Annotated in this window: 23 protein-coding genes and 2 pseudogenes; 12 read left to right on the top strand and 13 right to left on the bottom strand. The window is 68.5% G+C overall.

Going from position 1 to position 22,738, the window contains the following annotated elements; all coding sequences use genetic code 11:
- Window positions 1-119: 119 nt before the first annotated feature.
- Both ACNQQL_RS29020 and ACNQQL_RS29015 read left to right on the top strand, forming a co-directional pair.
- Window positions 120-398, top strand: a pseudogene (locus tag ACNQQL_RS29020) (type II toxin-antitoxin system RelE/ParE family toxin).
- A gap of 13 nt (window positions 399-411) precedes the next feature.
- Window positions 412-714 carry a HigA family addiction module antitoxin gene (locus ACNQQL_RS29015; protein ID WP_105389518.1) on the top strand — a complete coding sequence of 101 codons (303 nt, stop codon included), beginning with the start codon at window positions 412-414 and terminating at the stop codon, window positions 712-714.
- 30 nt (window positions 715-744) lie between these two features.
- On the opposite strand, the gene ACNQQL_RS29010 is transcribed toward ACNQQL_RS29015, so the two are convergent.
- Window positions 745-1,629 (bottom strand): lipid A biosynthesis lauroyl acyltransferase, encoded by an 885-nt coding sequence (locus tag ACNQQL_RS29010; protein WP_347067486.1) that lies wholly within the window; start codon window positions 1,627-1,629, stop codon window positions 745-747.
- Window positions 1,630-1,894: 265 nt separating this feature from the next.
- On the opposite strand from ACNQQL_RS29010, the gene metK reads away from it, so the two are divergent.
- Entirely contained in the window at window positions 1,895-3,082 is a 1,188-nt protein-coding gene (gene metK / locus ACNQQL_RS29005) for a methionine adenosyltransferase (protein WP_006482984.1), read from the top strand.
- A gap of 109 nt (window positions 3,083-3,191) precedes the next feature.
- Here metK and ACNQQL_RS29000 read toward each other — a convergent pair whose 3' ends face one another.
- Window positions 3,192-3,533: a hypothetical protein gene (locus ACNQQL_RS29000; RefSeq protein WP_072437584.1), complete on the bottom strand. Its 342-nt coding sequence runs from the start codon at window positions 3,531-3,533 to the stop codon at window positions 3,192-3,194.
- Between the two features lie 353 nt (window positions 3,534-3,886).
- On the opposite strand from ACNQQL_RS29000, the gene ACNQQL_RS28995 reads away from it, so the two are divergent.
- Window positions 3,887-4,660 (top strand): phytanoyl-CoA dioxygenase family protein, encoded by a 774-nt coding sequence (locus tag ACNQQL_RS28995; protein ID WP_347067484.1) that lies wholly within the window; start codon window positions 3,887-3,889, stop codon window positions 4,658-4,660.
- A gap of 144 nt (window positions 4,661-4,804) precedes the next feature.
- Here ACNQQL_RS28995 and ACNQQL_RS28990 read toward each other — a convergent pair whose 3' ends face one another.
- Window positions 4,805-5,011, bottom strand: a complete 207-nt coding sequence (locus tag ACNQQL_RS28990; RefSeq protein ID WP_034179318.1) for a DUF3185 family protein — start codon at window positions 5,009-5,011, stop codon at window positions 4,805-4,807.
- Between the two features lie 185 nt (window positions 5,012-5,196).
- On the opposite strand from ACNQQL_RS28990, the gene mgrA reads away from it, so the two are divergent.
- Complete coding sequence (gene mgrA / locus ACNQQL_RS28985; RefSeq protein WP_347067481.1) at window positions 5,197-6,240, top strand: L-glyceraldehyde 3-phosphate reductase; 1,044 nt, start codon at window positions 5,197-5,199, stop codon at window positions 6,238-6,240.
- Between the two features lie 109 nt (window positions 6,241-6,349).
- Here mgrA and ACNQQL_RS28980 read toward each other — a convergent pair whose 3' ends face one another.
- Both ACNQQL_RS28980 and ACNQQL_RS28975 read right to left on the bottom strand, forming a co-directional pair.
- A complete protein-coding gene (locus tag ACNQQL_RS28980; protein ID WP_014895742.1) occupies window positions 6,350-6,535 on the bottom strand; it encodes a hypothetical protein in 186 nt (61 codons plus the stop codon).
- A 305-nt stretch (window positions 6,536-6,840) separates the two neighbouring features.
- Window positions 6,841-7,722 carry a DMT family transporter gene (locus ACNQQL_RS28975; protein WP_347067478.1) on the bottom strand — a complete coding sequence of 294 codons (882 nt, stop codon included), beginning with the start codon at window positions 7,720-7,722 and terminating at the stop codon, window positions 6,841-6,843.
- Between the two features lie 813 nt (window positions 7,723-8,535).
- Here ACNQQL_RS28975 and ACNQQL_RS28970 point away from each other — a divergent pair.
- Window positions 8,536-8,748 (top strand): hypothetical protein, encoded by a 213-nt coding sequence (locus tag ACNQQL_RS28970; RefSeq protein WP_004198969.1) that lies wholly within the window; start codon window positions 8,536-8,538, stop codon window positions 8,746-8,748.
- A 56-nt stretch (window positions 8,749-8,804) separates the two neighbouring features.
- The gene (locus tag ACNQQL_RS28965) at window positions 8,805-9,827 is read left to right on the top strand and encodes a serine/threonine protein kinase (protein WP_347067461.1); all 1,023 of its coding nucleotides are present in this window, start codon (window positions 8,805-8,807) and stop codon (window positions 9,825-9,827) included.
- Window positions 9,828-9,899: 72 nt separating this feature from the next.
- Here ACNQQL_RS28965 and ACNQQL_RS28960 read toward each other — a convergent pair whose 3' ends face one another.
- Both ACNQQL_RS28960 and ACNQQL_RS28955 read right to left on the bottom strand, forming a co-directional pair.
- Complete coding sequence (locus ACNQQL_RS28960) at window positions 9,900-11,342, bottom strand: coniferyl aldehyde dehydrogenase (protein ID WP_347067459.1); 1,443 nt, start codon at window positions 11,340-11,342, stop codon at window positions 9,900-9,902.
- A 39-nt stretch (window positions 11,343-11,381) separates the two neighbouring features.
- On the bottom strand, window positions 11,382-11,705 hold the full coding sequence (locus ACNQQL_RS28955; RefSeq protein ID WP_347067457.1) for a hypothetical protein: 324 nt from the start codon (window positions 11,703-11,705) through the stop codon (window positions 11,382-11,384).
- 366 nt (window positions 11,706-12,071) lie between these two features.
- On the opposite strand from ACNQQL_RS28955, the gene ACNQQL_RS28950 reads away from it, so the two are divergent.
- A complete protein-coding gene (locus tag ACNQQL_RS28950) occupies window positions 12,072-13,712 on the top strand; it encodes a GMC family oxidoreductase (protein ID WP_072437580.1) in 1,641 nt (546 codons plus the stop codon).
- Between the two features lie 156 nt (window positions 13,713-13,868).
- Here ACNQQL_RS28950 and ACNQQL_RS28945 read toward each other — a convergent pair whose 3' ends face one another.
- Genes ACNQQL_RS28945 through fliF form a run of 6 tightly spaced genes read right to left on the bottom strand, consistent with a single transcriptional unit; the run spans window position 13,869 to window position 20,721 of the window.
- Entirely contained in the window at window positions 13,869-15,251 is a 1,383-nt protein-coding gene (locus tag ACNQQL_RS28945) for a flagellar hook-length control protein FliK (RefSeq protein ID WP_347067455.1), read from the bottom strand.
- 31 nt (window positions 15,252-15,282) lie between these two features.
- On the bottom strand, window positions 15,283-15,741 hold the full coding sequence (gene fliJ, locus ACNQQL_RS28940) for a flagellar export protein FliJ (protein ID WP_347067453.1): 459 nt from the start codon (window positions 15,739-15,741) through the stop codon (window positions 15,283-15,285).
- A 5-nt stretch (window positions 15,742-15,746) separates the two neighbouring features.
- A complete protein-coding gene (fliI, locus tag ACNQQL_RS28935; RefSeq protein ID WP_347067451.1) occupies window positions 15,747-17,300 on the bottom strand; it encodes a flagellar protein export ATPase FliI in 1,554 nt (517 codons plus the stop codon).
- Window positions 17,294-17,977: a flagellar assembly protein FliH gene (gene fliH / locus ACNQQL_RS28930; protein ID WP_072437576.1), complete on the bottom strand. Its 684-nt coding sequence runs from the start codon at window positions 17,975-17,977 to the stop codon at window positions 17,294-17,296. The genes fliI and fliH overlap by 7 nt, the downstream gene beginning before the upstream one ends.
- Complete coding sequence (gene fliG / locus ACNQQL_RS28925) at window positions 17,970-18,965, bottom strand: flagellar motor switch protein FliG (protein ID WP_072437575.1); 996 nt, start codon at window positions 18,963-18,965, stop codon at window positions 17,970-17,972. The genes fliH and fliG overlap by 8 nt, the downstream gene beginning before the upstream one ends.
- Complete coding sequence (fliF, locus tag ACNQQL_RS28920; RefSeq protein WP_347067449.1) at window positions 18,955-20,721, bottom strand: flagellar basal-body MS-ring/collar protein FliF; 1,767 nt, start codon at window positions 20,719-20,721, stop codon at window positions 18,955-18,957. Before fliF ends, fliG begins: the two co-directional genes overlap by 11 nt.
- Before the next feature lie 251 nt (window positions 20,722-20,972).
- Here fliF and fliE point away from each other — a divergent pair, with 251 nt between their 5' ends.
- The 4 genes and pseudogenes from fliE to ACNQQL_RS28900 all read left to right on the top strand — a co-directional run.
- Window positions 20,973-21,317: a flagellar hook-basal body complex protein FliE gene (gene fliE / locus ACNQQL_RS28915; RefSeq protein WP_072437573.1), complete on the top strand. Its 345-nt coding sequence runs from the start codon at window positions 20,973-20,975 to the stop codon at window positions 21,315-21,317.
- Between the two features lie 203 nt (window positions 21,318-21,520).
- A complete protein-coding gene (gene fliS, locus ACNQQL_RS28910; protein ID WP_034179304.1) occupies window positions 21,521-21,955 on the top strand; it encodes a flagellar export chaperone FliS in 435 nt (144 codons plus the stop codon).
- Window positions 21,952-22,284 (top strand): flagellar protein FliT, encoded by a 333-nt coding sequence (locus ACNQQL_RS28905; protein ID WP_072437572.1) that lies wholly within the window; start codon window positions 21,952-21,954, stop codon window positions 22,282-22,284. The genes fliS and ACNQQL_RS28905 overlap by 4 nt, the downstream gene beginning before the upstream one ends.
- Before the next feature lie 138 nt (window positions 22,285-22,422).
- A pseudogene (locus ACNQQL_RS28900) lies at window positions 22,423-22,738 on the top strand (flagellar hook-length control protein FliK); the annotation flags it as partial.

Raw genomic sequence — 22,738 nt, 5'->3', positions numbered from 1 at the left:
CGACCCGGATGAGCGTTTTCGTACGGGTCAAATTGACAAGGTGATCAAGCGATTCGTGTAGTCTGGCTATACGCCTGTAGGCCATGCTGTCGACATCGCGACTTCAGTGTGGGAGGTCCATGATCAAGTCATGGCAGCACAAGGGGCTGGAAGCGTTTTTCATGAACGGGAGCAAGGCGGGCATCCTGCCGGACCATGCTCCAAGACTGCGGCGCCAGCTTGCCCGTCTCGACGTGGCGAGCCGGCCGTTCGACATGAACGTGCCGGGCTGGCGGTTGCACGGTCTTGCCGGCGGGCTGGAAGGTTAATACGCGGTGAGCGTGAGCGGTAACTGGCGCCTGACGTTCAGGTTTGAGGGCTCCGATGTCGTCCTGGTGAATTACCAGGATTACCACTGAGGTGATTTAAGCCATGACACGCATCTTCAATCCGCCCCATCCGGGCGAAGCGCTGCGCGATGACGTGCTGCCGGCGCTCGGCCTGACCGTTACCGAGGCCGCCGCGCAGCTCGGCGTGACGCGCGCGGCGCTGTCGCGGATCCTGCACGGCCATGCCGGCATCTCGCCGGAAATGGCGCTGCGTCTCGAAGCATGGCTGGGCGAGGACAGCGGCGGGCGTGCGGATCTATGGCTCGCACAGCAGGCTGCGTTCGATCTCTGGCAGGCGCGCGCGAAAGGCGCGCCGAAGGTGGCGAGGGCGCAGGCGCGCGCATGACGGCGCGCCCGCGGGTTTCGCCCGGCAGGGTCAGTACAGGCTCGGTTCGCCGGGCGGGCGCGTCTTGAAGCGCTTGTGGACCCAGTAGTACTGCTCAGGCATCAGCGGGATCTGTTCCTCGAGGAATTCGTTCATCCGCCGCGCGTCGAGATCGTCGTCGCCGGTCGGGTAGTGATCCCACGGCTTGAACACCTTCAGCCGGTAACCCTTGTAGTTCGGCAGCACCTCGCCGATAAAGGGCAGAACTTGCGCGTGGCCGGTTTTTGCGAACCGGCCGACAGCCGTCAGCGTGCAGGCGGGTACGCCGAAGAAGGGCACGAACGTCGAGTTGCGCAGCCCGTAGTCCATGTCGGCGCCCAACATGACCGGCTTGCGATCGCGCAGCCAGCGCAGCACGGTACGCGCGCTGTCTGCCCGGCTCGCCAGCTCCGCACCGAAACGGCTGCGGCCGGCTTTGGCCGCAGCCTCGATTTCCGGGTTCTTCATCGGCGTGTAAAGCGAGCCGCACATGCGGCCGAGCGCGAGATTGAGCGCCATCGAGCCGGCCTCGATGCCGACGAAATGGAAACCAAGCAAGAGGGTCGGCGGCATGTCCGGATCGCTGAGGTCGACCTCGCTCTCGACCGTAAACAGCTTGCGGTAGGCCTGTTCCGACGCGAACCATTGGTAGCTGCGCTCGACGTAGCTGCGGATCGCATGGCGGAAATGCAGGCCGGCCACTTCCTCGCGCCGTTCGTCGCTCCAGTCCGGGAAGCAGAGTTTCAGGTTGGTGTGTACGATGCGCTTTCGCCGGCTGGGGATCTGGTACAGCAGCCAGCCGAGACCGTCGCCGAGCCGCGCGGTCAGGCCGTACGGCAACAGGGCGAGCAGCTTCAGGAAGCCGATGGCGAGATGCGTGCCGAGGCGGCCTAGCATGCGGCACCTCCGTGGGGCCGGATGGCCGGCGCGTTGCGAGCAGGGTGGTAAGACAGCGGAAGAAACAGCACGGGCGGCGCTCTGTGACAATTCAGGAAAGCCGCTATAATACGGGCTTCGCCGAGTTAACTGACAACTTGCGGGGCGAAGCCGGCTGGCGCGAAGCGCGCTGCCCGGTCCTGGTAATCCGCTAAAGCGTCGCCGCTTCAGGCCCAACGAAGCTGGCTACGTGAAACCAACCGTAACCACACAGGAGCCTGAAAAAGTGGCAAACGATTATCTCTTCACGTCCGAATCCGTCTCCGAAGGCCATCCGGACAAAGTCGCGGACCAAATCTCGGACGCGATTCTCGACGCCATCCTCGAGCAGGACAAATATTCGCGCGTTGCGGCGGAAACGCTGTGCAACACGGGTCTCGTCGTGCTGGCCGGTGAAATCACCACCACGGCCAACATCGATTACATCCAGATCGCGCGCGACACGATCAAGCGCATCGGCTACGACAACACCGACTACGGCATCGACTACAAGGGTTGCGCGGTGCTCGTCGCGTACGACAAGCAGTCGCCGGACATCGCCCAGGGCGTCGATCGTGCCCACGACGACAACCTCGACCAGGGCGCGGGCGACCAGGGCCTGATGTTCGGCTACGCGTGCGACGAAACGCCGGAACTGATGCCGCTGCCGATCTACCTGTCGCACCGTCTCGTCGAGCGCCAGGCCAGCCTGCGCCGCGACGGCCGCCTGCAATGGCTGCGCCCGGATGCGAAGTCGCAGGTGACGGTCCGCTACGTCGACGGCAAGCCCGATTCGATCGACACCGTCGTGCTGTCGACGCAGCACGCACCGGACATCGAGCTGCCCGCGCTGCGCGAAGCCGTGATCGAGGAAATCATCAAGCCGACGCTGCCGGCCGACCTGATCAAGGGCGACATCAAGTTCCTCGTGAACCCGACCGGCCGGTTCGTGATCGGCGGCCCTCAGGGCGACTGCGGCCTGACGGGCCGCAAGATCATCGTCGATACGTACGGCGGTGCCGCACCGCACGGCGGCGGCGCGTTCTCGGGCAAGGATCCGTCGAAGGTCGACCGTTCGGCTGCGTATGCAGGCCGCTACGTCGCGAAGAACATCGTCGCCGCCGGCCTCGCGTCGCGCGCGCTGATCCAGGTGTCGTACGCGATCGGCGTTGCCGAGCCGACCTCGGTGATGGTCAACACGTTCGGCACGGGCCGCGTGTCGGATGCGGTGATCACGAAGCTCGTGCGCGAGCACTTCGACCTGCGTCCGAAGGGCATCATCAAGATGCTCGACCTGCTGCGCCCGATCTACGAGAAGACGGCCGCTTACGGCCACTTCGGCCGCGAAGAGCCGGAATTCTCGTGGGAAGCGACCGACAAGGCGCTCGCGCTGGCCGAAGCGGCCGGCGTGGAGCCGACGGCACGCGTCGCGTAAGCGTCGTTCGCCCGAAACGAAAAACCCCGGCATTGCCGGGGTTTTTTATGGATTCCGATCGCCGGCGCAACGGCGGCGATCATGGCGGGCTGTGCCCGCCGGCGCTGCTTCAGCGCGCGCCGAACCCGAACCAGCCGTTGCTGGCCGCGAGGCGGCGCGGGCGGTTGACGCGGCGTTGCGGGCCGAGCGCGCGGCGCAGCGCGAGCGCGCGCAGCGACGACGGCTTCTGCAGCAGCGAGCGCAGGCCGGCACGGCGTGCGAACGTCTGCGCGCTCATCATCGAGAAAAACGCGTGGAACCACGCGCGGATGCCGTCGAGCCGGCCATGCGCGGGCGCGCGCTCGGCCAGCGCCTGCGTGCGTGCGCGGTGATGGCGCAGCGGGCGGGCAGGAGCGGACGGCGCGACGCGCTTCGCAGCGCGGTTGAGACGGGAAGTCAGACGGAATGGCATGTGAACGATGCTTCGCTTGTATGGATGGCGCCCTTGAAGAGCGCACTGGTATGAACGGCCTCGGATGACGCAACGGATCATATCGAAAGCCGCTGCGCGCCGCGCCCGCCAGAATTGACAGGCCGCGACAGGCTACAGGGGATTCATGACGGGCAAAAGTCGCGATAAACCCTTGTGCCGCAAGGCGTGTGCCGCATACCGCCTGTCGGTGAGGCCAACGCCGTGCCGCACAGTTCCCTTGCGCCAGATCAAATCGGCGATTGGCATGCCCCTGCGTACGACAATGGCGCTGTTCGCGGCATCCGGCGCCGATTTACAATCGTCACATTCACACAATAAACGTCTGGCATCCCATGTCGTCTCCATTGCAGTCGGAATCGATCCGCGCGCAAGTCGCGGAATTGCGCGAACGCGGGTTCGTCGTCGCGCGTGGCCTCGTCGGCGAGCAGCAATGCGCGGCGCTTAAACGGATTGCAGCGCGGCAGTTGCAGGAGGCTGCCGAGCCGATCGAATTCGAGGCGGACCTGCGCTACCCGGGCGCACCCGAGTCGAAGCATGCGCCGGGCGGGCACACGGTGCGGCGGCTGCTCGATGCGTACTCGCGCGACCCGGCATTTGCCGAGCGCGCGGTCGCACCCGAAATCGGCGCGTGGATGCGCGAGTATTTCGGCGAAGAGCCCGTGCTGTCGCGCGCGCATCACAACTGCATGATGACGAAGCACCCCGCGTACGGCAGCCTGACGGGCTGGCATCGAGACTTCCGCTACTGGGCGTTCGAGCGTTCGGACATGGTGTCGGTATGGCTCGCGCTGGGGCCGGAAACGAACGAGAACGGTGCGTTGTGGCTCGTGCCGGGTTCGCATACGGCCGAATTCGGGCCTGAAGCGTTCGACGATGCGAAGTTCTTCCGCAGCGACCTGCCGGAGAACCGGAAGATGATCGACGCGGCCACGTGCCCGTCGCTCCAGGCGGGCGACGTCGTGTTTTTCCACAGCAACACACTGCACTCGGCCGGGCAGAACCGTTCCGACCAGGTGAAGTTCTCGCTCGTGTACACGTACCACGGCGCGAGAAACCGGCCGGTGCCCGGCACGCGCTCGGCGGCGAAGCCGGAAGTGCAGTTCTAGGTGCGGACCGGTCGGCGCGGCGAGGCCGCGACGATCACGCGATGCGGCGCATCGCGGGCGAATGAAGCAACGGGCGGCCTGGCCGCCCGTTTCGTTTTGCGCGGCCCGATCAGGGTGACGCGGGCCGTTCGCGCGGCTGCGCGATCAGCGCTTGCCGCCCGGCATCGCGAGGCCGATCAGGCCGACGAACGAAGCGACGGCGCCGCCCACGATCAGCAGGATCGTCTTCGTGGCGGGCGAGCCGGTGAAGAGGCGCGACATGTTGTCGTTGATCGAATGGAACGACTGGCCGCCGAAATACAGCAGCACGACGCCACCGACGAGCAGCGCAACCGAGATGACGCGGGACATACCAACCTCGCTGAAACGGTGATTCGAGACGCCGCAGTGTAGGCGACGACCGCGGCCGCGTCCATCGCCGTGCGCGCATCGGCCGCCTTCGTTACCATAGCCGTCGAGCGTTTTCTTCGCCGCCGTCGCGCCCTGTGCGCGGCCGGCGCGCGCCCCTCCCTCCGACGTCCTGACGGGAAATACTCATGGCCTACGAAGCAGCTTCCGAACGTTATGTGGACATGCAATACCGCACCTGCGGCAAATCCGGGCTCAAACTGCCCGCGCTGTCGCTCGGCCTGTGGCACAACTTCGGCGACTCGACGCCGATCTCGACGCAGCGCGAGATCCTGCGCACCGCGTTCGACCTCGGCATCAACCACTTCGATCTCGCGAACAACTACGGGCCGCCGTACGGCAGCGCCGAAACCAACTTCGGCCGGCTGCTGAAGGAGGATTTCCTGCCGTATCGCGACGAACTGCTGATCTCGACGAAAGCCGGCTGGGACATGTGGCCGGGGCCGTACGGCAGCGGCGGCGGGTCTCGCAAGTACGTGCTCGCGAGTCTCGACCAGAGCCTGCAGCGGATGGGGCTCGACTACGTCGACATCTTCTATTCGCACCGCTTCGACGCGCACACGCCGCTCGAGGAAACGGCGGGCGCGCTCGCGTCGGCCGTGCAGCAGGGCAAGGCGCTCTACATCGGCATTTCGTCGTATTCGGCGGCGAAGACGCGCGAGATGGCCGAGTTGCTCGCGCAGTACAAGGTGCCGCTGCTGATCCACCAGCCTTCGTACAACATGCTGAACCGCTGGATCGAGAGCGACCTGCTCGGCGCGCTGGACGACGTCGGCGCGGGCAGCATCGCGTTCACGCCGCTTGCGCAGGGGCTGCTCACGTCGAAGTACCTGAACGGCGTGCCGGCCGACGCGCGCGTGAACAAGCCGGGCGGCGGTTCGCTGAAGCAGGATCACCTGAGCGCGGACAACCTCGAGCATGTGCGCAAGCTCAACGCGATCGCCGAACGGCGCGGCCAGAGCCTCGCGCAGATGGCGCTTGCGTGGGTGCTGCGCAATGGCCGCGTGACGTCCGCGCTGATCGGCGCGAGCCGTGCCGAGCAGGTGCGTGAAAACGTCGGTGCGCTGAAGAACCTCGAATTCTCGTCGGAGGAACTCGCGGAGATCGATCGTTACGCGACGGAAGGCGGCATCAATCTGTGGGAAAAACCGTCCACCGATCAGGCGATCTGACCGGCAGTCGATACGGCATGCGAAACATCGCGTGCCGGTATCGCGGGCTTGCAGGCAGCAGGTCGCATCGCTGCGGCGCAGCGATGCGCGTCAGGCACGCGGTGTGCTGCTAGAGCAGTGCAGGCAGGCCTTCGACGAGCAATACCGCGACGCCGACGCCGAGGATGACGCCCAGCACGCGCAGCAGGTTGTGGCGGAATTCGGTTGCGCACGGTACCGCGCCGAGAAATAGCGCTCCGGCCAGCGCCATCGGGATCAACAGAATGAAGTCGCCGATCGTGAAATAGGTTGTCATGCGTGTCTCCAGTGTCGGCCGGAGTTAGCGCTTTAGCGGTTACTCCGGCCCCATGCCGGGTATTTCTAGTATTGGTCCGACCCGATTGCGAGCGGGGCGGTCAATTCGAGTATAGGCAACCCGGCGATGTTTTCGCTATCCGAACCATTAAAAATCAGCGGAAAGTCTCGGGCGTCGCGCATTTTTCCCGCAAGCTCGACGAACGCCTTGCGTGTATCTTTCCCGTTCCTTTCGATTCCCGCGGAATTGCCGTATGTGTCCGATGCGGGCCGCCGCACCTGCGGGCGCGGCGACCCGCCACTTGTTTACGTGCGGTCGGGTTGCGTGCGTGCGGCCGGTGCGCGGAACACGAGCGCGAGCCCCGCGATGATCGCGCCCATACCGGCGAGCGCGACCGGTTCGGGCCGGTTGCCGAGCCACACGGCATCCATCAGCGTGGTGACGACGGGCACGAGATAGAACAGGCTCGTCACGTTGACGAGATCGCCGCGCTGCATCAACCGGTAGAACAGCAGTTGCGCGATTACCGAAATCACGATGCCGAGCCACAGGAGCGGCACGACGAACGCCCAGCTCAGGTCGAACGAAATCGGCCGGAACGGCACGATCGCCACGCATAGCGCGAGACCGATCGCATTCTGCAGCGGCAGCACGTCGGCGGGTGCCGCGCGTACGCGTTTTTGCAGCAGCGAGCCGACGGTCAGTGCGACGAGCGCCGTGAGCGCGCACGCGATGCCCGCGAGCGGCAGGCCGGCATCGCCCACGCCGCGGCATACGACGAGCGCGAGACCGGCCAGCGACAGCGCGAGCCCCGCGACGCGTACGGGCTGCCAGTGTCGCTCGACGATCGCCAGCGTGAGGATCGGCTGCACGCCGAGGATCGTTGCGAGCACGCCCGGCGCGATCCCGCGCTCGAGCGCGAGCAGGTAGAAGATCGAATAGCCGCCCATCATCAGCAAGCCGGTCAGCGCGGCCATGCGCCGCTCGCTGTGCGGCGGCAGCCAGCGTTTGCGCATGAAGGCCAGTGCGAGCAGCACGAGCGACGCGAGCGCGAAACGCGCGGTGAGAAAGACGAACGCGGATGCGTGACGCAGACCGAGTTCAGCGAAGATCGCGCCGCTGCTCCACAGCAGCACGAAGAGCGACGTCGCTCCATGCGCGGCAAGCGCGCGTTTGAACGAAACCATGTGAATCCACCTGTCGAACGGATCGGAACGTTCCATCCGCGCGTGCAGCAGGGAGCCGTGCGTCACGACGCACGAACGAAGCCGACGGGCGAATGAAAGACGAAACGGAAGCCGGCTGGTCAGCCGGCGCGTGCCGCCGGAGGGGGCGGCGCGGCGCCGACGAGCGGCGGTGCGACAGGAGGCGGGAGGACCGACGGATGCGCGCACGCCTGCGGCCGCGCGTCGAACTGCGGCCGGGATTTTGCGAGGGCGGACGTGAGCGGATGCATCGTGTCGGAATGCGGTTGAACGCGAATGAACGTCAAAGGTACTGCAAGGTCGGCATCCGGCGCAACAACTGTCGGCGGCCCCGCATGGCGAAAGACGCGTTGCAGCGATGCCGGGCGACGCTTGTGCGCGGTGGCTGCGCGAGCCGTGTTCGAGACGGGGGAAGGAGGCTGTAGCGTGCGAGGCAAGCGGCGCGGTTCCGGCAGGCTCGGTCACGCGAAATCTCCTGGCGGCCCGGCACGCGGCAAACGATGTGCGCATTGCGTCGATCGCGTGCGCGCCGCGGCGCCGGGCGGATTCGGCGGGCAGTCACATTCGACAGGGTATGATGGGGGTGTCCGCCCGTGCAAGCGCACGCGCGGCGCAGTGGTTGATTGGAGACATTCGACGAATTCGCGGCACTTCGCCTGCTTCTTCTTCTTTTCGCGCTTCGATAAACCGTGAACAATGGGATTACGCGCAACGCTCCGTCGAGAGCGGCGCGGATCGCGCATTTGCCGGCTCGCCAGCGGGCCGGGTTTCAAGATTCAAGAGTGGGGAACCATCATGCATGTCGGGTCGATTGTCTGCACTACCCATATCGCGGTGCCGAAGGGCGCGCGCGGCATCGTCCAGCGCATCCTGGGCGACATGGCCATGGTGACCTGGTACGCGGGCGTGCCGGGTGAGTCGAAAGAACTCAACACCGAGCCGTTCTTTCTCGAGGATCTGATCGACACCGGCGAATCCGTGCTGCCGGCCGGCGCGGCGCTCCACTAAGCGAACACCGCACCGGACGCTCGTCTTTCGGCCCGGCTGGCGGCACAATGCGGGGCATGACAGACGCCACTTCCGCTCCCGCTTCTCCCGCCGGCCCGCCGTTCGCCGGCCTCACGCCCGAGTGCGTGCTCGACGCGCTCGACAGCGTGCTGATGCCGGCCGGCCTGCGCACCGACGGGCGCCTGCTCGCCCTCAATAGCTACGAAAACCGCGTCTACCAGGTCGGCATCGAAGACGGCCCGCCGGTCGTCGCGAAGTTCTACCGCCCGGCGCGCTGGTCGGACGATGCGATCCTCGAAGAGCACGCGTTCGTCGCCGAACTCGCCGAGCGCGAGATTCCGGCGGTGCCTGCGCGCACTTTCGACGGCCGCACGCTTCACGCGTTCGACGGTTTTCGTTTCTCGATCTTCGAGCGGCGCGGCGGCCGCGCACCCGATCTCGACCGCAGCGACACGCTCGAATGGCTCGGCCGCTTCATCGGCCGGATTCATGCGGTCGGCGCGACGCAGCCGTATGTCGCGCGTCCCGTGCTCGACATCAAGACGTTCGGCCATGAGCCGCGCGATTACCTGCTCTCGCACGATTTCATTCCGGATGACGTACGACCCGCGTACGAGACGGCGGTCACGCTCGCGCTCGAAGGTGTCGAGGCCGCGTTCGAACGTGCGGGCGAGATTCGCCTGCTGCGCACGCACGGCGACTGTCATCCGAGCAACGTGCTGTGGACCGATGGCGGCCCGCATTTCGTCGATTTCGACGACAGCCGGATGGCGCCCGCGATCCAGGATCTGTGGCTGCTGCTGCCGGGCGATCGCGAAGGCGCGTCGCGCGCGCTGGCGGACCTGCTGGCCGGCTACGAGGATTTCTGCGAATTCGAGCCGCGCGAGCTGCATCTCGTCGAAGCGCTGCGCACGCTGCGGCTGATCCACTACGCGGCATGGCTCGCACGGCGCTGGGACGATCCCGCGTTCCCGGCCGCGTTTCCGTGGTTCAACACGCATCGTTACTGGGAAGCGCGTGTGCTCGAACTGCGCGAGCAGATCGGCGCGATGCAGGAAGGGCCGCTCTGGCCCGTGTGACGGCGCGCGCGGCACCGGCACCGCGCGGCAGGCGTGTGCGGGCCGCGGCGCGATGTGCGCGGCCCGTCCGGTTCAGAACTTCAGCATCAGCTTGATCAGCGCGGCGAAGCGCTTGCCGTACGGCGGCGCGAGCAGGTTGCGCGCGTTCAGGCGCGCCTGCGTGAGCACGGGCTTCATCTTCGAGAACGTCACGAAGCCGTCGTAGCCGTGGTACGCGCCCATGCCGCTCGCACCGACGCCGCCGAACGGCAGGCTGCCGCACGCAATGTGCATCAGCGTTTCGTTGACCGACACGCCACCCGAGATCGTTTCGTGCATCACGCGGTCGATCGTGCCGCCGTCCTCGTCGAACAGATAGAGCGCGAGCGGACGCGGGCGCGCATTCACGTATGCGATCGCCTCGTCGAGCCGCTCGTACGGCACGAGCGGCAGCAGCGGCCCGAATATTTCCTCCTGCATCAGTTGCGACGCGGCCGGCACCTGCGTGATCGCGCACGGCACGAAGCGGCGCGACGCCGGGTCGGACTGCGCGTCGGACAGCGGGTGCAGTTGCGCGCCGGCCGCCTGCGCATCGCTCGCGAGTTGCTGCAGCCGCGCGTAATGGCGCGGCGACACGATCGTCGTGTAGTCGCCGTTGGCCGACAGGTCGGGATACATCTTCGCGAATCGTGCTCGCGCCCGCTCGATGAACGCGGCTTCCATGCCGCGCGGCAGCAACACGTAGTCGGGCGCGATGCAGGTCTGGCCCGCGTTCAGCGTCTTGCCCGCGACGATCGCGTCGACGGCCGCGTCGAAGCGTGCATTCGGTCCGACGATCGCCGGCGACTTGCCGCCGAGTTCGAGCGTGACGGGCGTGAGGTTGTCGGCGGCCGCGCGCATCACATGGCGGCCGACCTGCGTCGAGCCGGTGAACAGCAGATGATCGAACGGCAGCCCGCTGAACGCGGCGCCGACCTCCGCATCGCCGTTCACGACCGCGACGTGGTCGCGCGTGAAGGTCTTCGCGATCAATTGCTCGAACAGCGCCGACGTGCGCGGCGTCAGTTCGGACATCTTGACGATCGCGCGGTTGCCGGCCGCGAGCGCGCAGATCAGCGGGCCGGCCGCGAGCAGCACCGGGTAGTTCCATGGCACGACGATGCCGACCACGCCGAGCGGCTGCGGAATCACCTTCGCGCGCGCCGGGCGCAGCCACTTGTTCATCGGCTTGCGGATCGGTTTCATCCAGCGCTTGCCGTGCTTGAGCGCGTCGTCGATCTCTTCCTTCGCCATCCAGATTTCCGACAGCAGCACTTCCTGCTTCGCGCGATGGCCGAAATCGGCGCTGATCGCTTCGGCGAGCGCGTCCGCGTTGTCGATCAGCATCGTGCGCAGCGCGCGCAGGTGCTGCGCGCGCGTTTCCCATGCCGGGTACGGTGCGCGCAGGTAGGCCGCGCGCTGGTCGCGCAGCAGCGACGTCAGCGCGTCGGCCGACGACAGTGCTTGCGGGGCCAGTTCGGGCAGGTCGTTCTTCATGTTGTCTCCTCCAGTTGGGTCTGGCTTGTCGGCCAGCCGTCACGCCGCACGCGAGCGCTCGGCGAGCGCGGCGACGCGGATCGGGGTGGTGCGCGTCGCGCGGCGCGGGGCCTGATGCGACGCATGCTCGAAAACCGGTTGCAGCGTGGGGCGGGCGTCGTATCCGCGCGACGGTATCCGCATCCGAAAACCGCGCAGCGGCGTGTTCGCGCGCCGCGCGATACGACTGTTGCCGGGCGCACGACGCTGCAGCGCGAGCGCTTGCCGGTGCAGCGAAGCGGGGCAGTGCAACGCGCACGCCAATGCGGGTCGCAGCGCATCGCGCCGCTGCGGCGGACAGCCGTCCAAACGGTCGGCGACCACGCGTGCCGTTCGATTTCGATCGGCCGCGCGCATGTCGCTGCAGGTCCCCGCGCGGGCAGTCGTTTGAAATGAAATGCGGGCCGCGTGCGGTGTATCCGGACAACCCGGTCGACACACGGCCTGCAGAACCTGGCGCTGCATCGTCGTCTCTCCCGTTTCGCGACGGATCGGCTTCTCGTGGCCGGCGCGTCGCGCGAAGCGAATCGATACATCTTAAATTTAGTTCACGCGGGCGTTTAGAGGAATCGCTCTTGAATCCGCGCGCCGCGCGCATGTCGGCCATTCCTACAATGCCCGAACACTACAAGAGGGGACGCGGTCGCGCGGCAGTGCCGGGCGCCTTCCATGACACGACGGAGACGTGACATGCAATACGACTACATCATCGTCGGCGGCGGTTCGGGCGGCTCGAGCCTGGCAGGCCGTCTCGCCGATGCCTGCCCCGACGCGACGATCGCGCTGATCGAAGCCGGCTCGCATACGGAGCGCAACCTGCTCGTCAACATGCCGGTCGGCATCGCGGCGCTGGTGCCGTTCAAGCTCGGCACGAACTACGGCTACGAGACGGTGCCGCAGCCGGGCCTCGGCGGGCGGCGCGGCTACCAGCCGCGCGGGCGCGGGATGGGCGGCTCGAGCGCGATCAACGCGATGATCTATACGCGCGGCCACCCGGGCGACTACGACGAGTGGGCGCAACTCGGCGCAACGGGCTGGGGCTGGCAGGACGTGCTGCCGTATTTCCGCCGCGCGGAAGGCAACGAGCGCGGCGCCGATGCGTGGCACGGTGCGGACGGCCCGCTGTCGGTGTCGGATCTGCGCTTTCGCAATCCGTTCTCCGAACGATTCATCCAGGCCGCGCACGCGGCCGGCTATCCGCTGAACGACGACTTCAACGGCGCGACGCAGGAAGGCGTCGGCTTCTACCAGGTCACGCACCGCGACGGTTCGCGCTGCAGCGTCGCGCGCGCTTACATCTATGGCCGCAACCGGCCGAACCTGCACGTGATCACCGACGCGACGGTGCTGCGCGTCGGCTTTGACGGCAAGCGCGCGGTCGGCGTCGCGATATCGCGCAACGGCCGCGTCGAGACGCTCGGCGCGCGCGCGGAAGTGATCCTGTCGGCCGGTGCGTTCAATTCGCCGCAACTGCTGATGTGCTCGGGGATCGGCCCGGCCGAGCAATTGCGCCGGCACGGGATCGCGGTCGTGCAGGATGCGCCGGACGTCGGCACGAACCTGATCGACCACATCGACTTCATCATCAACACGCGCGTGAATTCGTCTGAACTGGTCGGTGTGTGCCTGCGCGGGATCGCGAAGATGACACCCGCGCTCGCGCGCTATTTCTCGAGCCGAACGGGGATGATGACGAGCAACGTCGCGGAGGCCGGCGGCTTCATCAAGAGCGATCCGTCGCTCGAGCGTCCCGACCTGCAGCTGCATTTCTGCACGGCGCTCGTCGACGACCACAACCGCAAGATGCACTGGGGCTTCGGCTATTCGCTGCACGTATGCGCGCTGCGGCCGTTCAGCCGCGGCACGGTGGCGCTCGCGAGCGGCGATGCGCGCGACGCGCCGCTGATCGATCCGCGTTTCTTCAGCGATACGCGCGATCTCGACCTGCTCGTGCGCGGCACGCAGGCGATGCGCCGCATCCTGTCGCAGGCGCCGCTCGCATCGCAGGGCGGGCGCGAGCTGTACACGCGGGCGGACCAGAGCGAAGCCGAGCTGCGCGCGACGATCGTCGCGCATGCCGACACGATCTATCACCCGGTCGGCACGTGCCGGATGGGCTCCGATGCGCGCGCGGTCGTCGATCCGCAACTGCGCGTGCGCGGCGTCGAAGGGCTGCGCGTGGTGGATGCGTCGGTGATGCCGACGCTGGTCGGCGGGAACACGAATGCGCCGTCGGTGATGATCGGCGAACGCGCGGCGGACTTCATCGTCGCGGCGCGCAGGGGCGGCGTGCCGCGCGGCGAGGCGGCCGCGGCGGTGCACGGCCGCTGAGCGTGCACCGGGCCGCGCGGCGGCAAGGGGACTTCCGTCGGCGCGTTCGGACCGGCCAAACGGTGCTCCTCACCTCTTGCATGCGCCCGAAGGAAACCCCCTTGGGGGACGACCGGCAACGCACGCTCGCAAGCCCGTTATTAGCGGGAACAGGCCCTATGCAAACGTATCGACGAGGCCGGCGCGGCTCACGCTCGCGGCGGCCGGTGCGGATTGCGCAGCGTCGGCGGGTGCATCGACGGCTGACGATCCGCCGTGCCCGCGGCGCGGCGACTGGCCGCCGGCGAAGGTCTGTTGCGGGTTCTGCTGCTGCGATGCGAAGCCGCCGTCGCTGACGGTCGCGCTGCCGAGCCCGAGCCCGCCCGCTTCCATCGCTTCACGCAGCTTCGGCAGCGCGGCTTCGACCGCGTCGCGCACCTGCGCATGCTGCGACACGAACAGCGCGTGCGCGTGGTTGTCCGCGACGCGCAGCACCACCTGCAGCGGCCCGAGATCGGGCGGGTTGAGCGTCAGCTCGGCGCTCTGCTGGTGCGCGTTCGACAGGAACACGACCTTCTGGCTCAGCGCGTCCGTCCAGTCGGCGGTGCCGACGTGCGGGGCGAGCACGTGCGTGTTGGCCGCGGCGATCGCGCTCGCCGCCGGCGACAACTGCAGGTTCGCCTGCGCCGCGGCCGCAGCCGATGCGCCGGCCGCGAGCGTCGCGCTGGCGGCCGGGTCCGTTGCGTCGCTGGCGGCCGCGAGCGCATGCTGCGCGCCGGTCTGCGCGTTCGCGTCGGCCTGCAGCGCCTGCGCGGTGGCCTGCGTCGGCGTCTGCTGCGTGGCGAGCGCCCCTTTCGCGTCGGCGAGCGTGCGGTCGAACGTCGGCACCTTCGGCGTCAGCGGTGCGGCGGCGGTCGATGCAGAGGATGCAGACGATGCCGGTACCGATGTCGAAGCCGTCGTGCCGCTTGCGGGCGTCGCGATCGCGCCCGAGCCGCCGGTCAGCTTGGCGAGCGCCGCTTGCAGCGCGTCGCGGCTCGACGCCGGCGTGGCCGGCTGGGCGGCCGCATCCCCGGCCGCGTGGTCCGCCAGCGCGGCCGTCGCATCGGGTTGGCCGGACACGGCCGTCTTTTGCACGGTAGTGGCGGCGGTAGCGGTAGCCGTAGCCGTAGCGATAGCGGCGGCATCGGCCGGCGTCGCATTGTCCGTGCGCGCCTGCAGTTGTGCCTGCACGGCCGCGGCGGCCGCGAGCGCGCCGGCGTCGGGGTTGGTGGTGGCGGTCGCGGCGTCGGTCGATTGATCGTCGTCGGTGCCGGACGGCTTCGTGCCGGCAGCCGGCTTCGACGAAGCCTGCGTCGTAGAAGCATCCGGCGTGGCGGGATTCGCCGCGTCGCGCCGCGTGGCGACGCTTTGCTTCAGCGTCTGCGCGAACGGCACGGCGGCCGTGGCGGTCGCGGCGTCGTTGCCGGCGGCGGTGCCGGACGAACCCGCGCCGCGGGCGGCCTTGAGTGCGGCGCCGGCGGTGTCGATCAGCGCGCCGAGCAGGGGCAGGGGAGGCATGGCGGTTCTCTCGTTCGAATGCGGTGGTCGGTTACGACGAGCGGGCCGCGTCGGCCCGCATGCGCAGGATCTTCGCGGCGTGTTCGTCGGCGTCGCGCTGTTCGCGCCGGGCGTCGAGCCGCGCTTCCTGCGCGACGCCGCGCGCCTGCAGGATTTCATACGAGCCGACGGTGCGTTTCTTCTGTTGCCAGTTCGGGCGTGCCTCGTCGATGCGGACTTCGGCCGCGGCCAGCACGTTGCGCTGCTGCGCGATCGCGGCGTCGAGCGTGTCGATGAACGCCTGGAAATTGCGCCAGTTGCCGGCCGGCATCCCGTGCTGCGCGGATTGCGCGAAGCGCGCGTGGTATTCGTCGCGATAGCGCAGCAGCGCATCGAGCTGCTCGGTAGCCGCGGTGCGGTCGCGCTGCGCGGTGCCGAGCTGCTTCGCGGCCGAGTCGAGGTCTTCCTGCGCGCGGTCGAGCAGCAGTTGAAGGGGAAAGCCGTGAGCCATCTTGATCAGCCTCCGTAAGCGTCGAACAGCGCATCGAGCCCGGCGAGGCTCGACGCGAACGGCGCGCATTCGCGAAAGCCCTGCTGCAGGAACGCCTCGATGCGCGGATAGAGCGCGATCGCACGGTCGAGCTGCGCGTCGCGTCCGGGTGCGTACGCGCCGACCGCGATCAGGTCGCGATTGCGCTGGTAGCGCGACAGCATCTGCTTGAACTGCCGCACGTGGTCGAGATGCGTTTCGTCGATCAGCGCGGTCATCGCGCGGCTGATCGACGCCTCGATGTCGATTGCCGGATAGTGGCCGGCCTCGGCGAGCGTGCGCGACAGCACGATGTGGCCATCGAGGATCGCGCGCGCCGAATCGGCGATCGGGTCCTGCTGGTCGTCGCCTTCGGTCAGCACCGTGTAGAACGCGGTGATCGAGCCGCCGCCCTCCGGCCCGTTGCCGGTGCGTTCGACGAGCGCGGGCAGCTTCGCGAACACCGACGGCGGATAGCCCTTGGTCGCGGGCGGCTCGCCGATTGCCAGCGCGATCTCGCGCTGCGCCATCGCGTAGCGCGTCAGCGAATCCATCAGCAGCAGCACGTGCTTGCCCTGGTCGCGGAAATATTCGGCGAGCGACGTCGCGTAGGCCGCGCCCTGCATCCGCAGCAGCGGCGACACGTCGGCCGGCGCCGCGACGACGACCGAGCGCGCGAGCCCGTCCTCGCCGAGGATCTGTTCGATGAATTCCTTCACTTCGCGGCCGCGTTCGCCGATCAACCCGATCACGATCACTTCCGCGCTCGTATAGCGCGCCATCGTGCCGAGCAGCACCGACTTGCCGACGCCGGAGCCCGCGAACAGGCCCATTCGCTGCCCGCGGCCGACGGTGAGCAGCGCGTTGATCGCGCGCACGCCGACGTCGAGCACGTGGTGGATCGGTTCGCGTTCGAGCGGGTTGATCGACGGCGCCGACAGCGGCGCATCGACCTTCGATGCGAGCGGGCCGAGGCCATCGAGCGGGCGGCCCGACGCGTCGACGACGCGCCCGAGCATCTCCCAGCCGACCGGCAGCCGCTTCGCGCCCGCGAGCGGATCGGCGACGGGCGCGCTTTCGAGCGGCCACACGCGCGCGCCGGGCAGCACGCCGGCAACGTCGGTGGTCGGCATCAGGAACAGGCGGTCGCCGGCAAAGCCGACGACTTCCGCTTCCGCGTGCGGCAGCGTGCTGCCGGGCGGCAATTCGATCGTGCATTCGGCGCCGACCGACAGGCGCAGCCCGATCGCCTCGAGCACGAGGCCCGCCGCGCGCGTGAGGCGCCCGCACGGCCGCAGCGGCAGCGCGCGGTGGCTGCGCGCCGCGAGCCCGTTCAGGTGCGTGCGCCAGTGCGCGAGATGCGGATTGTGCGGCGCGCGCGGCGCGGCGTCGGGTGCGGCAGCCGTTGAAGCGGCCGCATGCGGTTTCGTGTCGTGTGCGGTGTCGTGCGCGCCAGCGGGGCCGAACGACGCGAGCGCGAGTTCGCGCTCGAGCGGCGTCATGCCGTCATGCGCGAGCGATTCGGGCGACCGCGTCACCACGTGCTCACCTTGCCGATCGCGGCGGCGACGCGCTGCCAGCGCGTGGGCAGCGTCGCGTCGACCTCGCCGGTCGCGGCGTGCGCGCGGCAGCCGCCGCGCTCGATCGACGCATCGGTGCGCACGTTCCAGCCGAGCGTATCGAGATCGTCCTGCAGATAGGCTTCGACGACGGGCAGGTCGGCCGGATTCACCGCGAGATGCGGCGCGCCGGACAACGCGGGTTCGGCCGCGAGCACGTCGCGCACGGCCGCGACGAGCGCGGCCGGGTCGTGCTTCACGTGCTGGCGCACGACCTGCTGCGCGATATCGAGCGCGAGTTGCGCGATGTCGGAGGCGAGGTCGTGCTCGGCGCTCGACACGGCCTCGCGGAACGACGCGGCGAGCGCCGCGAGCTGCGCGGCCTGTTCGCGCGCATCGGCCTGGCCGGCCTCGAAGCCCTGTTCGCGGCCCTGTTCGAAACCGGCCCGGTAGCCGAGCGCCTGGCCTTCGACGTGGCCGGCCGCATGGCCTTCGGCGTGCGCGGCGTCGCGCACGCGCTGCAGTTCCTCGGCGAGCGCGGCGGCGGCCGCTGCCGCGTCGTCGGGCGGCGGCGGGGGCGGCGGCGGGTCGAACGACGCCATCTCCCACCGCTGGTAGGCGGTGAGGGTGCCCGCGCGATCGCTCGCCGAATCAGACATACGCGTCTTCCGCCTTGCCGCCGATCGCGATCTGGCCGCTCTCGGCGAGGTTGCGCACGATCTGCAGGATGCGGCGCTGCTGCGTCTCGACATCGGACACGCGCACCGGGCCGCGCGCGTCGAGATCCTCGGCGAGCAGTTCGGCCGCGCGCTGCGACATGTTCGCGAGGAACTTCTGGCGCAGCGCGGGCGGCGCGCCCTTCAGCGCGATGATCAGCGTTTCCGATTCGACTTCCTTCAGCACCATCTGGATCGCGCGATCCTCGAGGTCGAGCAGGTTCTCGAACACGAACATCTGGTCGATGATCTTCTGCGCGAGATCGGCGTCGTACTGGCGCACGCTTTCGAGCACGCCTTCCTCATGCACGCTCGTCATGAAGTTCAGGATCTCGGCCGCGGTGCGGATGCCGCCCATCGGGCTGCGCTTCAGGTTGTCGCTGCCGGACAGCAGGCCGGTCAGCACGTCGTCGAGCTCGCGCAGCGCGGCCGGCTGGATGCCGTCGAGCGTCGCGATCCGCAGCAGCACGTCGTTGCGCAGCCGCTCGGTGAAGCACGACGCGATCTCGGACGCCTGGTCACGGTCGAGGTGCACGAGGATCGTCGCGATGATCTGCGGATGCTCGTTCTTGATCAGTTCGGCCACCGCGCCCGAGTCCATCCACTTCAGGCCCTCGATGCCGCTCGTGTCGCTGCCCTGCAGGATGCGGTCGATCAGCACGCCGGCCTTGTCCTCGCCGAGTGCCTTGGTCAGCACCGAGCGGATGTATTCGCTCGAATCGAGCGACAGCGCGGTGTGCTCCTCGGCTTCCTTCACGAAGTCCTGCAGCACGCTCTCGACCTGCTCGCGCGTGACGTTCTTCAGCGCGGCCATCGCGGCGCCGATCTTCTGCACCTCGCGCGGCGCGAGGAACTTGAATACCTCAGCGGCCTCTTCCTCGCCGATCGACATCAGCAGCAGCGCGCTCTTGGTCAAGCCTTCAGCGTTCATCGGACACCCAGTTCTTCACGACGGTGGCGACGATCTTCGGATCCTGGCGGGCGATCGTGCGCGCGTAGTCGAGGTTGCGTTCGTAGCGGTTCTTCTCGGATTCGAAGCCGAGCAGCAGCGGATCGGGCTCGTCGTCGGCCTTGACAGGCGCCGGCAGGCCGTCGAGCACGACCGGATCTTCCGGCGCCGCGAGCGCCGGCGCGGCCGGCTCGGGCGGCGGGAACGCGCGGCGCATGGCCGGGCGCACGAACATGAAGTAGAGCGCCGCCGCGGCCGCCGCGATGCCGAGCCACTTCGCGGCTTCCTTCGCCATCGCGATCATGTCGGGCTGGCGCCACCACGGCAGGTCGGCGTACGGATCGCTCGCGGTCGAGAACGCGCTGTTCACGACGTTCACCGAGTCGCCGCGCTTCTCGTCGTAGCCCATCGCGTCCTTCACGAGCTGCTCGACCTGCGCGAGCTTCGCGGGCGGCAGCGGCTGCATCGTCACGTGGCCCTTCGCGTCGGCGACCGGCTGGTAGTTGACGACGACCGCGACCGACAGCCGCTTCACGCTGCCCATCGGCTGTTCGAGATGGCGGATCGTCTTGTCGAGCTCGTAGTTGGTCGTCTGGTCCTTGCGGTCGCTGACCGGCGTCGTCTGCGGCGCGTTCTGGCCGTTGCCGGCGACGATCGGCGCGGAAGCCGGCTGCGGCGGCGTGTTCGACAGCGCGCCAGGCACGCCCGACGCGCCGCCCTGCGCGAGTTCGGTTGCGCTGCTGGTCTGCTGGCTGCGGATCGCGGCCTGCTGCGGCACGCCGTTCGGGCCGTAGCTTTCCGACGTCTGTTCGATCTTCGAGAAATCGAGGTCCGCGCTGACCTGCGAGCGCGCATTGCCGGCGCCGAAGATCGGCGCGAGGATCGCGTCGATGCGCTTCTGCGTGTTGTGCTCGACCTGCTGCACGTACTTGAGCTGGCTCGCGTCGAGGCCGGACGCCGATGCCGGCTGGGTCAGCAGGTTGCCGTCCTGGTCGACGATCGTCACGTTCTTCGCGGGCATGTCGGGCACGCCGGACGACACCATCCGCGTGATCGCCTGGACCTGGCCCTCGTCGAGCACGCGGCCCGGGTAGAGGTCGACGAACACCGACGCGCTCGGCGCTTCCTTGTCGCGCACGAATACCGACGGTTTCGGGATCGCGAGATGCACGCGCGCGCCGCGCACGGCGTTGATCGATTCGATGGTGCGCTGCAGTTCGCCTTCGAGCGCGCGCTGGTAGTTGATCTGTTCGGCGAACTGGCTGATGCCGAATTTCTGGTTGTCCATCAGCTCGAAGCCGACCGAGCCGCCTTTCGGCAGGCCCATCGCGGCGAGCTTCAGGCGCGTTTCATGTACCTGGCTCGACGGCACGAGGATCGCGCCGCCGGCATCGGCGAACTTGTAGGGAACGTTTGCCTGCTGGAGCGCGGTGATGATCGCGCCGCCGTCGCGGTCCGACAGGTTGCTGTACAGCACGCGGTAGTCGGGCGTCCGGCTCCACAGCACGAGCGCGGTAATCGCGGCGATCGCGAGCGCGGCGGCGATCAGGAACGGCAGCTTCGGGTTGCCCTTCATCCGCGAGATGCCGGGAATGCGCTCCGCGAAGCCGCCGAGCCCGAAGTCCGCGCCGGCGACGCCCGCGCCCGGCAACGCGGCGGCCGCGGCGGCGCCGGGCGCCGGGCTGGCGAGGCCCGCGCGGGCGTCGGGGTTGATCAGCGAGTTGGCCTGCGAATCCATGCGTCGAGTTTCTCCGGAGCGGGACGACTGAGCTCGCTCGGGCGAGCGGGCGGACAATGACACGATGCGATTATCGTGATCCGGGCCGTACTCCGATCGACCGAAAAGAGCGGGGTTTCCCCCGTACTTTCTCGGCTTTGCCGCGCGGCGCGCTGCTATCCTTTTTTGCGATCCGGCATGGTGCGCGTGGTGCGGCGCCGACGGAAACGCCCGGTGCGTCCGGGTCTCTTCTCTTATGGTCTGGGGACAGCATGGCTGCGAACGTCAGCGGAATCGGTTCGGTGTTGCAACAGATGCAGTCGATGGCCGCGCAGGCGTCGGGCGGCGTCGCGAGCCCGACGGCGGCGCTTGCCGGCTCGGGCGCGGCGACGGCCGGCACGTTCGCGAGCGCGATGAAGGCGTCGCTCGACAAGATCAGCGGCGACCAGCAGCACGCGCTCGGCGAGGCGCAGGCGTTCGAGGTCGGCGCGCCGAACGTGTCGCTGAACGACGTGATGGTCGACATGCAGAAAGCCAACGTCGGCTTCCAGTTCGGGCTTCAGGTCCGCAACAAGTTGGTGAGCGCTTACAACGACATCATGCAGATGTCGGTGTGACGGGGCGGCCATCCGGGGACGGGCATCCCGGCGACGGCCCTCCGCCCTTGCCGGCCGGGGCCGGCGGGCCGGCATCCCGCGCCCGGCGGCGGCCCCGCGCGCCTAAAGCTTTTCAATTCCCTTCCGATAACTCCGGAGAAGGCCGCGTCGTGCGATGCACGGCGGCGGCTCCCGTATAGCCAAGGCATGACAAGGAGAAGCGCATGTTTTCCCCAGGACACGCTGGAGCCAGTGCATACGCGCGTGTCGGCGTCGAGACAGGGGTGATGGGCGCCTCCCCGCACCGGCTGATCGCGATGCTGTACCAGGGCGCGCGGCAGGCGATCGCGCTGGCGCGCATGCACCTGCAGCAGGGCAACGTGTCCGCGCGCGGCGAAGCGATCGGCAAGGCGATCCGGATCGTCGAGAGCGGCCTGCAGGCGTCGCTGAACCGCGACGCGGGCGGCGAGATCGCGGGCCGGCTCGACGCGCTGTATGCGTATATCGGCCGGCGCCTGCTGGAAGCGAACGCACAGGCGAGCGACGCGATGCTGGTCGAGGTCGACGGGCTGCTCGCAACGCTCGAGGAAGCATGGACGGGCATCGCCCCGGAAGTCGCGCGGATGGCCGCGCAACAGGCAGTGGAAGCAGCACGATGAATCTCAAGGCCGAATACTTCGAACGTTACGAGGCACTCGCAGCCGTGTCGGGCCGGATGCTGTGCGCCGCGCGCGACGCCGACTGGGCCGCGTTGCCGGGGTTGCAGGCCGAATTCATGCAGCTCGTCGACGGGCTGAAGGAAGCCGATCCGGGCGTCGCGCTCGACGAATCGGATCTCGGCCGCAAGCTGGACCTGATTCGCCGCATCCTGGCCGACGACGCCGCGATCCGCGATCTCGCGAGCCCGGACGTCGCGCGGCTGTCCGCGCTGTTCGAGGCGCGGCGCTCGACCAAGGTATTGACCGATCTCTACCGCGCGCGCGGGTAGGGCCCGCTTTTCGGGGAGACGGGGCGCGGGGCGCCCGTGCCCGTTACCGCACGCGGCACGCGCGCCGTTCCCGCGGGCGGCACCGGCGTGCCGCTCCCGGATTCGCAACGATGTGGCTGAGGTGAGCAGGCTCCGATCATGACCGGTATCGATTCCGTTGCGGCCGCGCTGCTGGCGAGCCGCCTCGACAGCCTGCTGACCGGCACCGTATCGGCGCCCGCCGGCGGCGGCGCGACCTCGCAGGTCGGCACGCCGGGCACCGGCGCGTCGTCCTCGCCACCGGCCGGCGGCCCGCCCGCCGCGCCGCAAGCTTCCACGCAGACCGCGCTGTCCGACGTCGGGCGCGTGCTCGACGCGATCTCGCGCGCGGCAGCACCGTACCCGCACCGATGCCGACCACGAGCAGCGGCACGCCGAGCCCCAGCCCCATCGCGAACAGCGCCGCACCACCGAG

It is taken from the genome of Burkholderia sp. LFS061, assembly GCF_047978125.1.
In the GTDB taxonomy this organism is placed as follows: domain Bacteria; phylum Pseudomonadota; class Gammaproteobacteria; order Burkholderiales; family Burkholderiaceae; genus Burkholderia; species Burkholderia pyrrocinia_C.
The sequence above is the reverse complement of the archived record's forward strand: the minus strand, read 5'-3'. Positions and strand labels throughout refer to the sequence as shown.

Bases quoted from the DNA above. Each gene is read 5' to 3' on its own strand.
- ACNQQL_RS29015 (WP_105389518.1), top strand. From the start codon at position 412: ATGACACGCATCTTCAATCCGCCCCATCCGGGCGAAGCGCTGCGCGAT.
- ACNQQL_RS29010 (WP_347067486.1), bottom strand. From the start codon at position 1,629: ATGCTAGGCCGCCTCGGCACGCATCTCGCCATCGGCTTCCTGAAGCTG.
- ACNQQL_RS29000 (WP_072437584.1), bottom strand. From the start codon at position 3,533: ATGCCATTCCGTCTGACTTCCCGTCTCAACCGCGCTGCGAAGCGCGTC.
- ACNQQL_RS28995 (WP_347067484.1), top strand. From the start codon at position 3,887: ATGTCGTCTCCATTGCAGTCGGAATCGATCCGCGCGCAAGTCGCGGAA.
- ACNQQL_RS28990 (WP_034179318.1), bottom strand. From the start codon at position 5,011: ATGTCCCGCGTCATCTCGGTTGCGCTGCTCGTCGGTGGCGTCGTGCTG.
- mgrA (WP_347067481.1), top strand. From the start codon at position 5,197: ATGGCCTACGAAGCAGCTTCCGAACGTTATGTGGACATGCAATACCGC.
- ACNQQL_RS28980 (WP_014895742.1), bottom strand. From the start codon at position 6,535: ATGACAACCTATTTCACGATCGGCGACTTCATTCTGTTGATCCCGATG.
- ACNQQL_RS28975 (WP_347067478.1), bottom strand. From the start codon at position 7,722: ATGGTTTCGTTCAAACGCGCGCTTGCCGCGCATGGAGCGACGTCGCTC.
- ACNQQL_RS28970 (WP_004198969.1), top strand. From the start codon at position 8,536: ATGCATGTCGGGTCGATTGTCTGCACTACCCATATCGCGGTGCCGAAG.
- ACNQQL_RS28965 (WP_347067461.1), top strand. From the start codon at position 8,805: ATGACAGACGCCACTTCCGCTCCCGCTTCTCCCGCCGGCCCGCCGTTC.
- ACNQQL_RS28960 (WP_347067459.1), bottom strand. From the start codon at position 11,342: ATGAAGAACGACCTGCCCGAACTGGCCCCGCAAGCACTGTCGTCGGCC.
- ACNQQL_RS28950 (WP_072437580.1), top strand. From the start codon at position 12,072: ATGCAATACGACTACATCATCGTCGGCGGCGGTTCGGGCGGCTCGAGC.
- ACNQQL_RS28945 (WP_347067455.1), bottom strand. From the start codon at position 15,251: ATGCCTCCCCTGCCCCTGCTCGGCGCGCTGATCGACACCGCCGGCGCC.
- fliJ (WP_347067453.1), bottom strand. From the start codon at position 15,741: ATGGCTCACGGCTTTCCCCTTCAACTGCTGCTCGACCGCGCGCAGGAA.
- fliH (WP_072437576.1), bottom strand. From the start codon at position 17,977: ATGTCTGATTCGGCGAGCGATCGCGCGGGCACCCTCACCGCCTACCAG.
- fliG (WP_072437575.1), bottom strand. From the start codon at position 18,965: ATGAACGCTGAAGGCTTGACCAAGAGCGCGCTGCTGCTGATGTCGATC.
- fliF (WP_347067449.1), bottom strand. From the start codon at position 20,721: ATGGATTCGCAGGCCAACTCGCTGATCAACCCCGACGCCCGCGCGGGC.
- fliE (WP_072437573.1), top strand. From the start codon at position 20,973: ATGGCTGCGAACGTCAGCGGAATCGGTTCGGTGTTGCAACAGATGCAG.
- fliS (WP_034179304.1), top strand. From the start codon at position 21,521: ATGTTTTCCCCAGGACACGCTGGAGCCAGTGCATACGCGCGTGTCGGC.
- ACNQQL_RS28905 (WP_072437572.1), top strand. From the start codon at position 21,952: ATGAATCTCAAGGCCGAATACTTCGAACGTTACGAGGCACTCGCAGCC.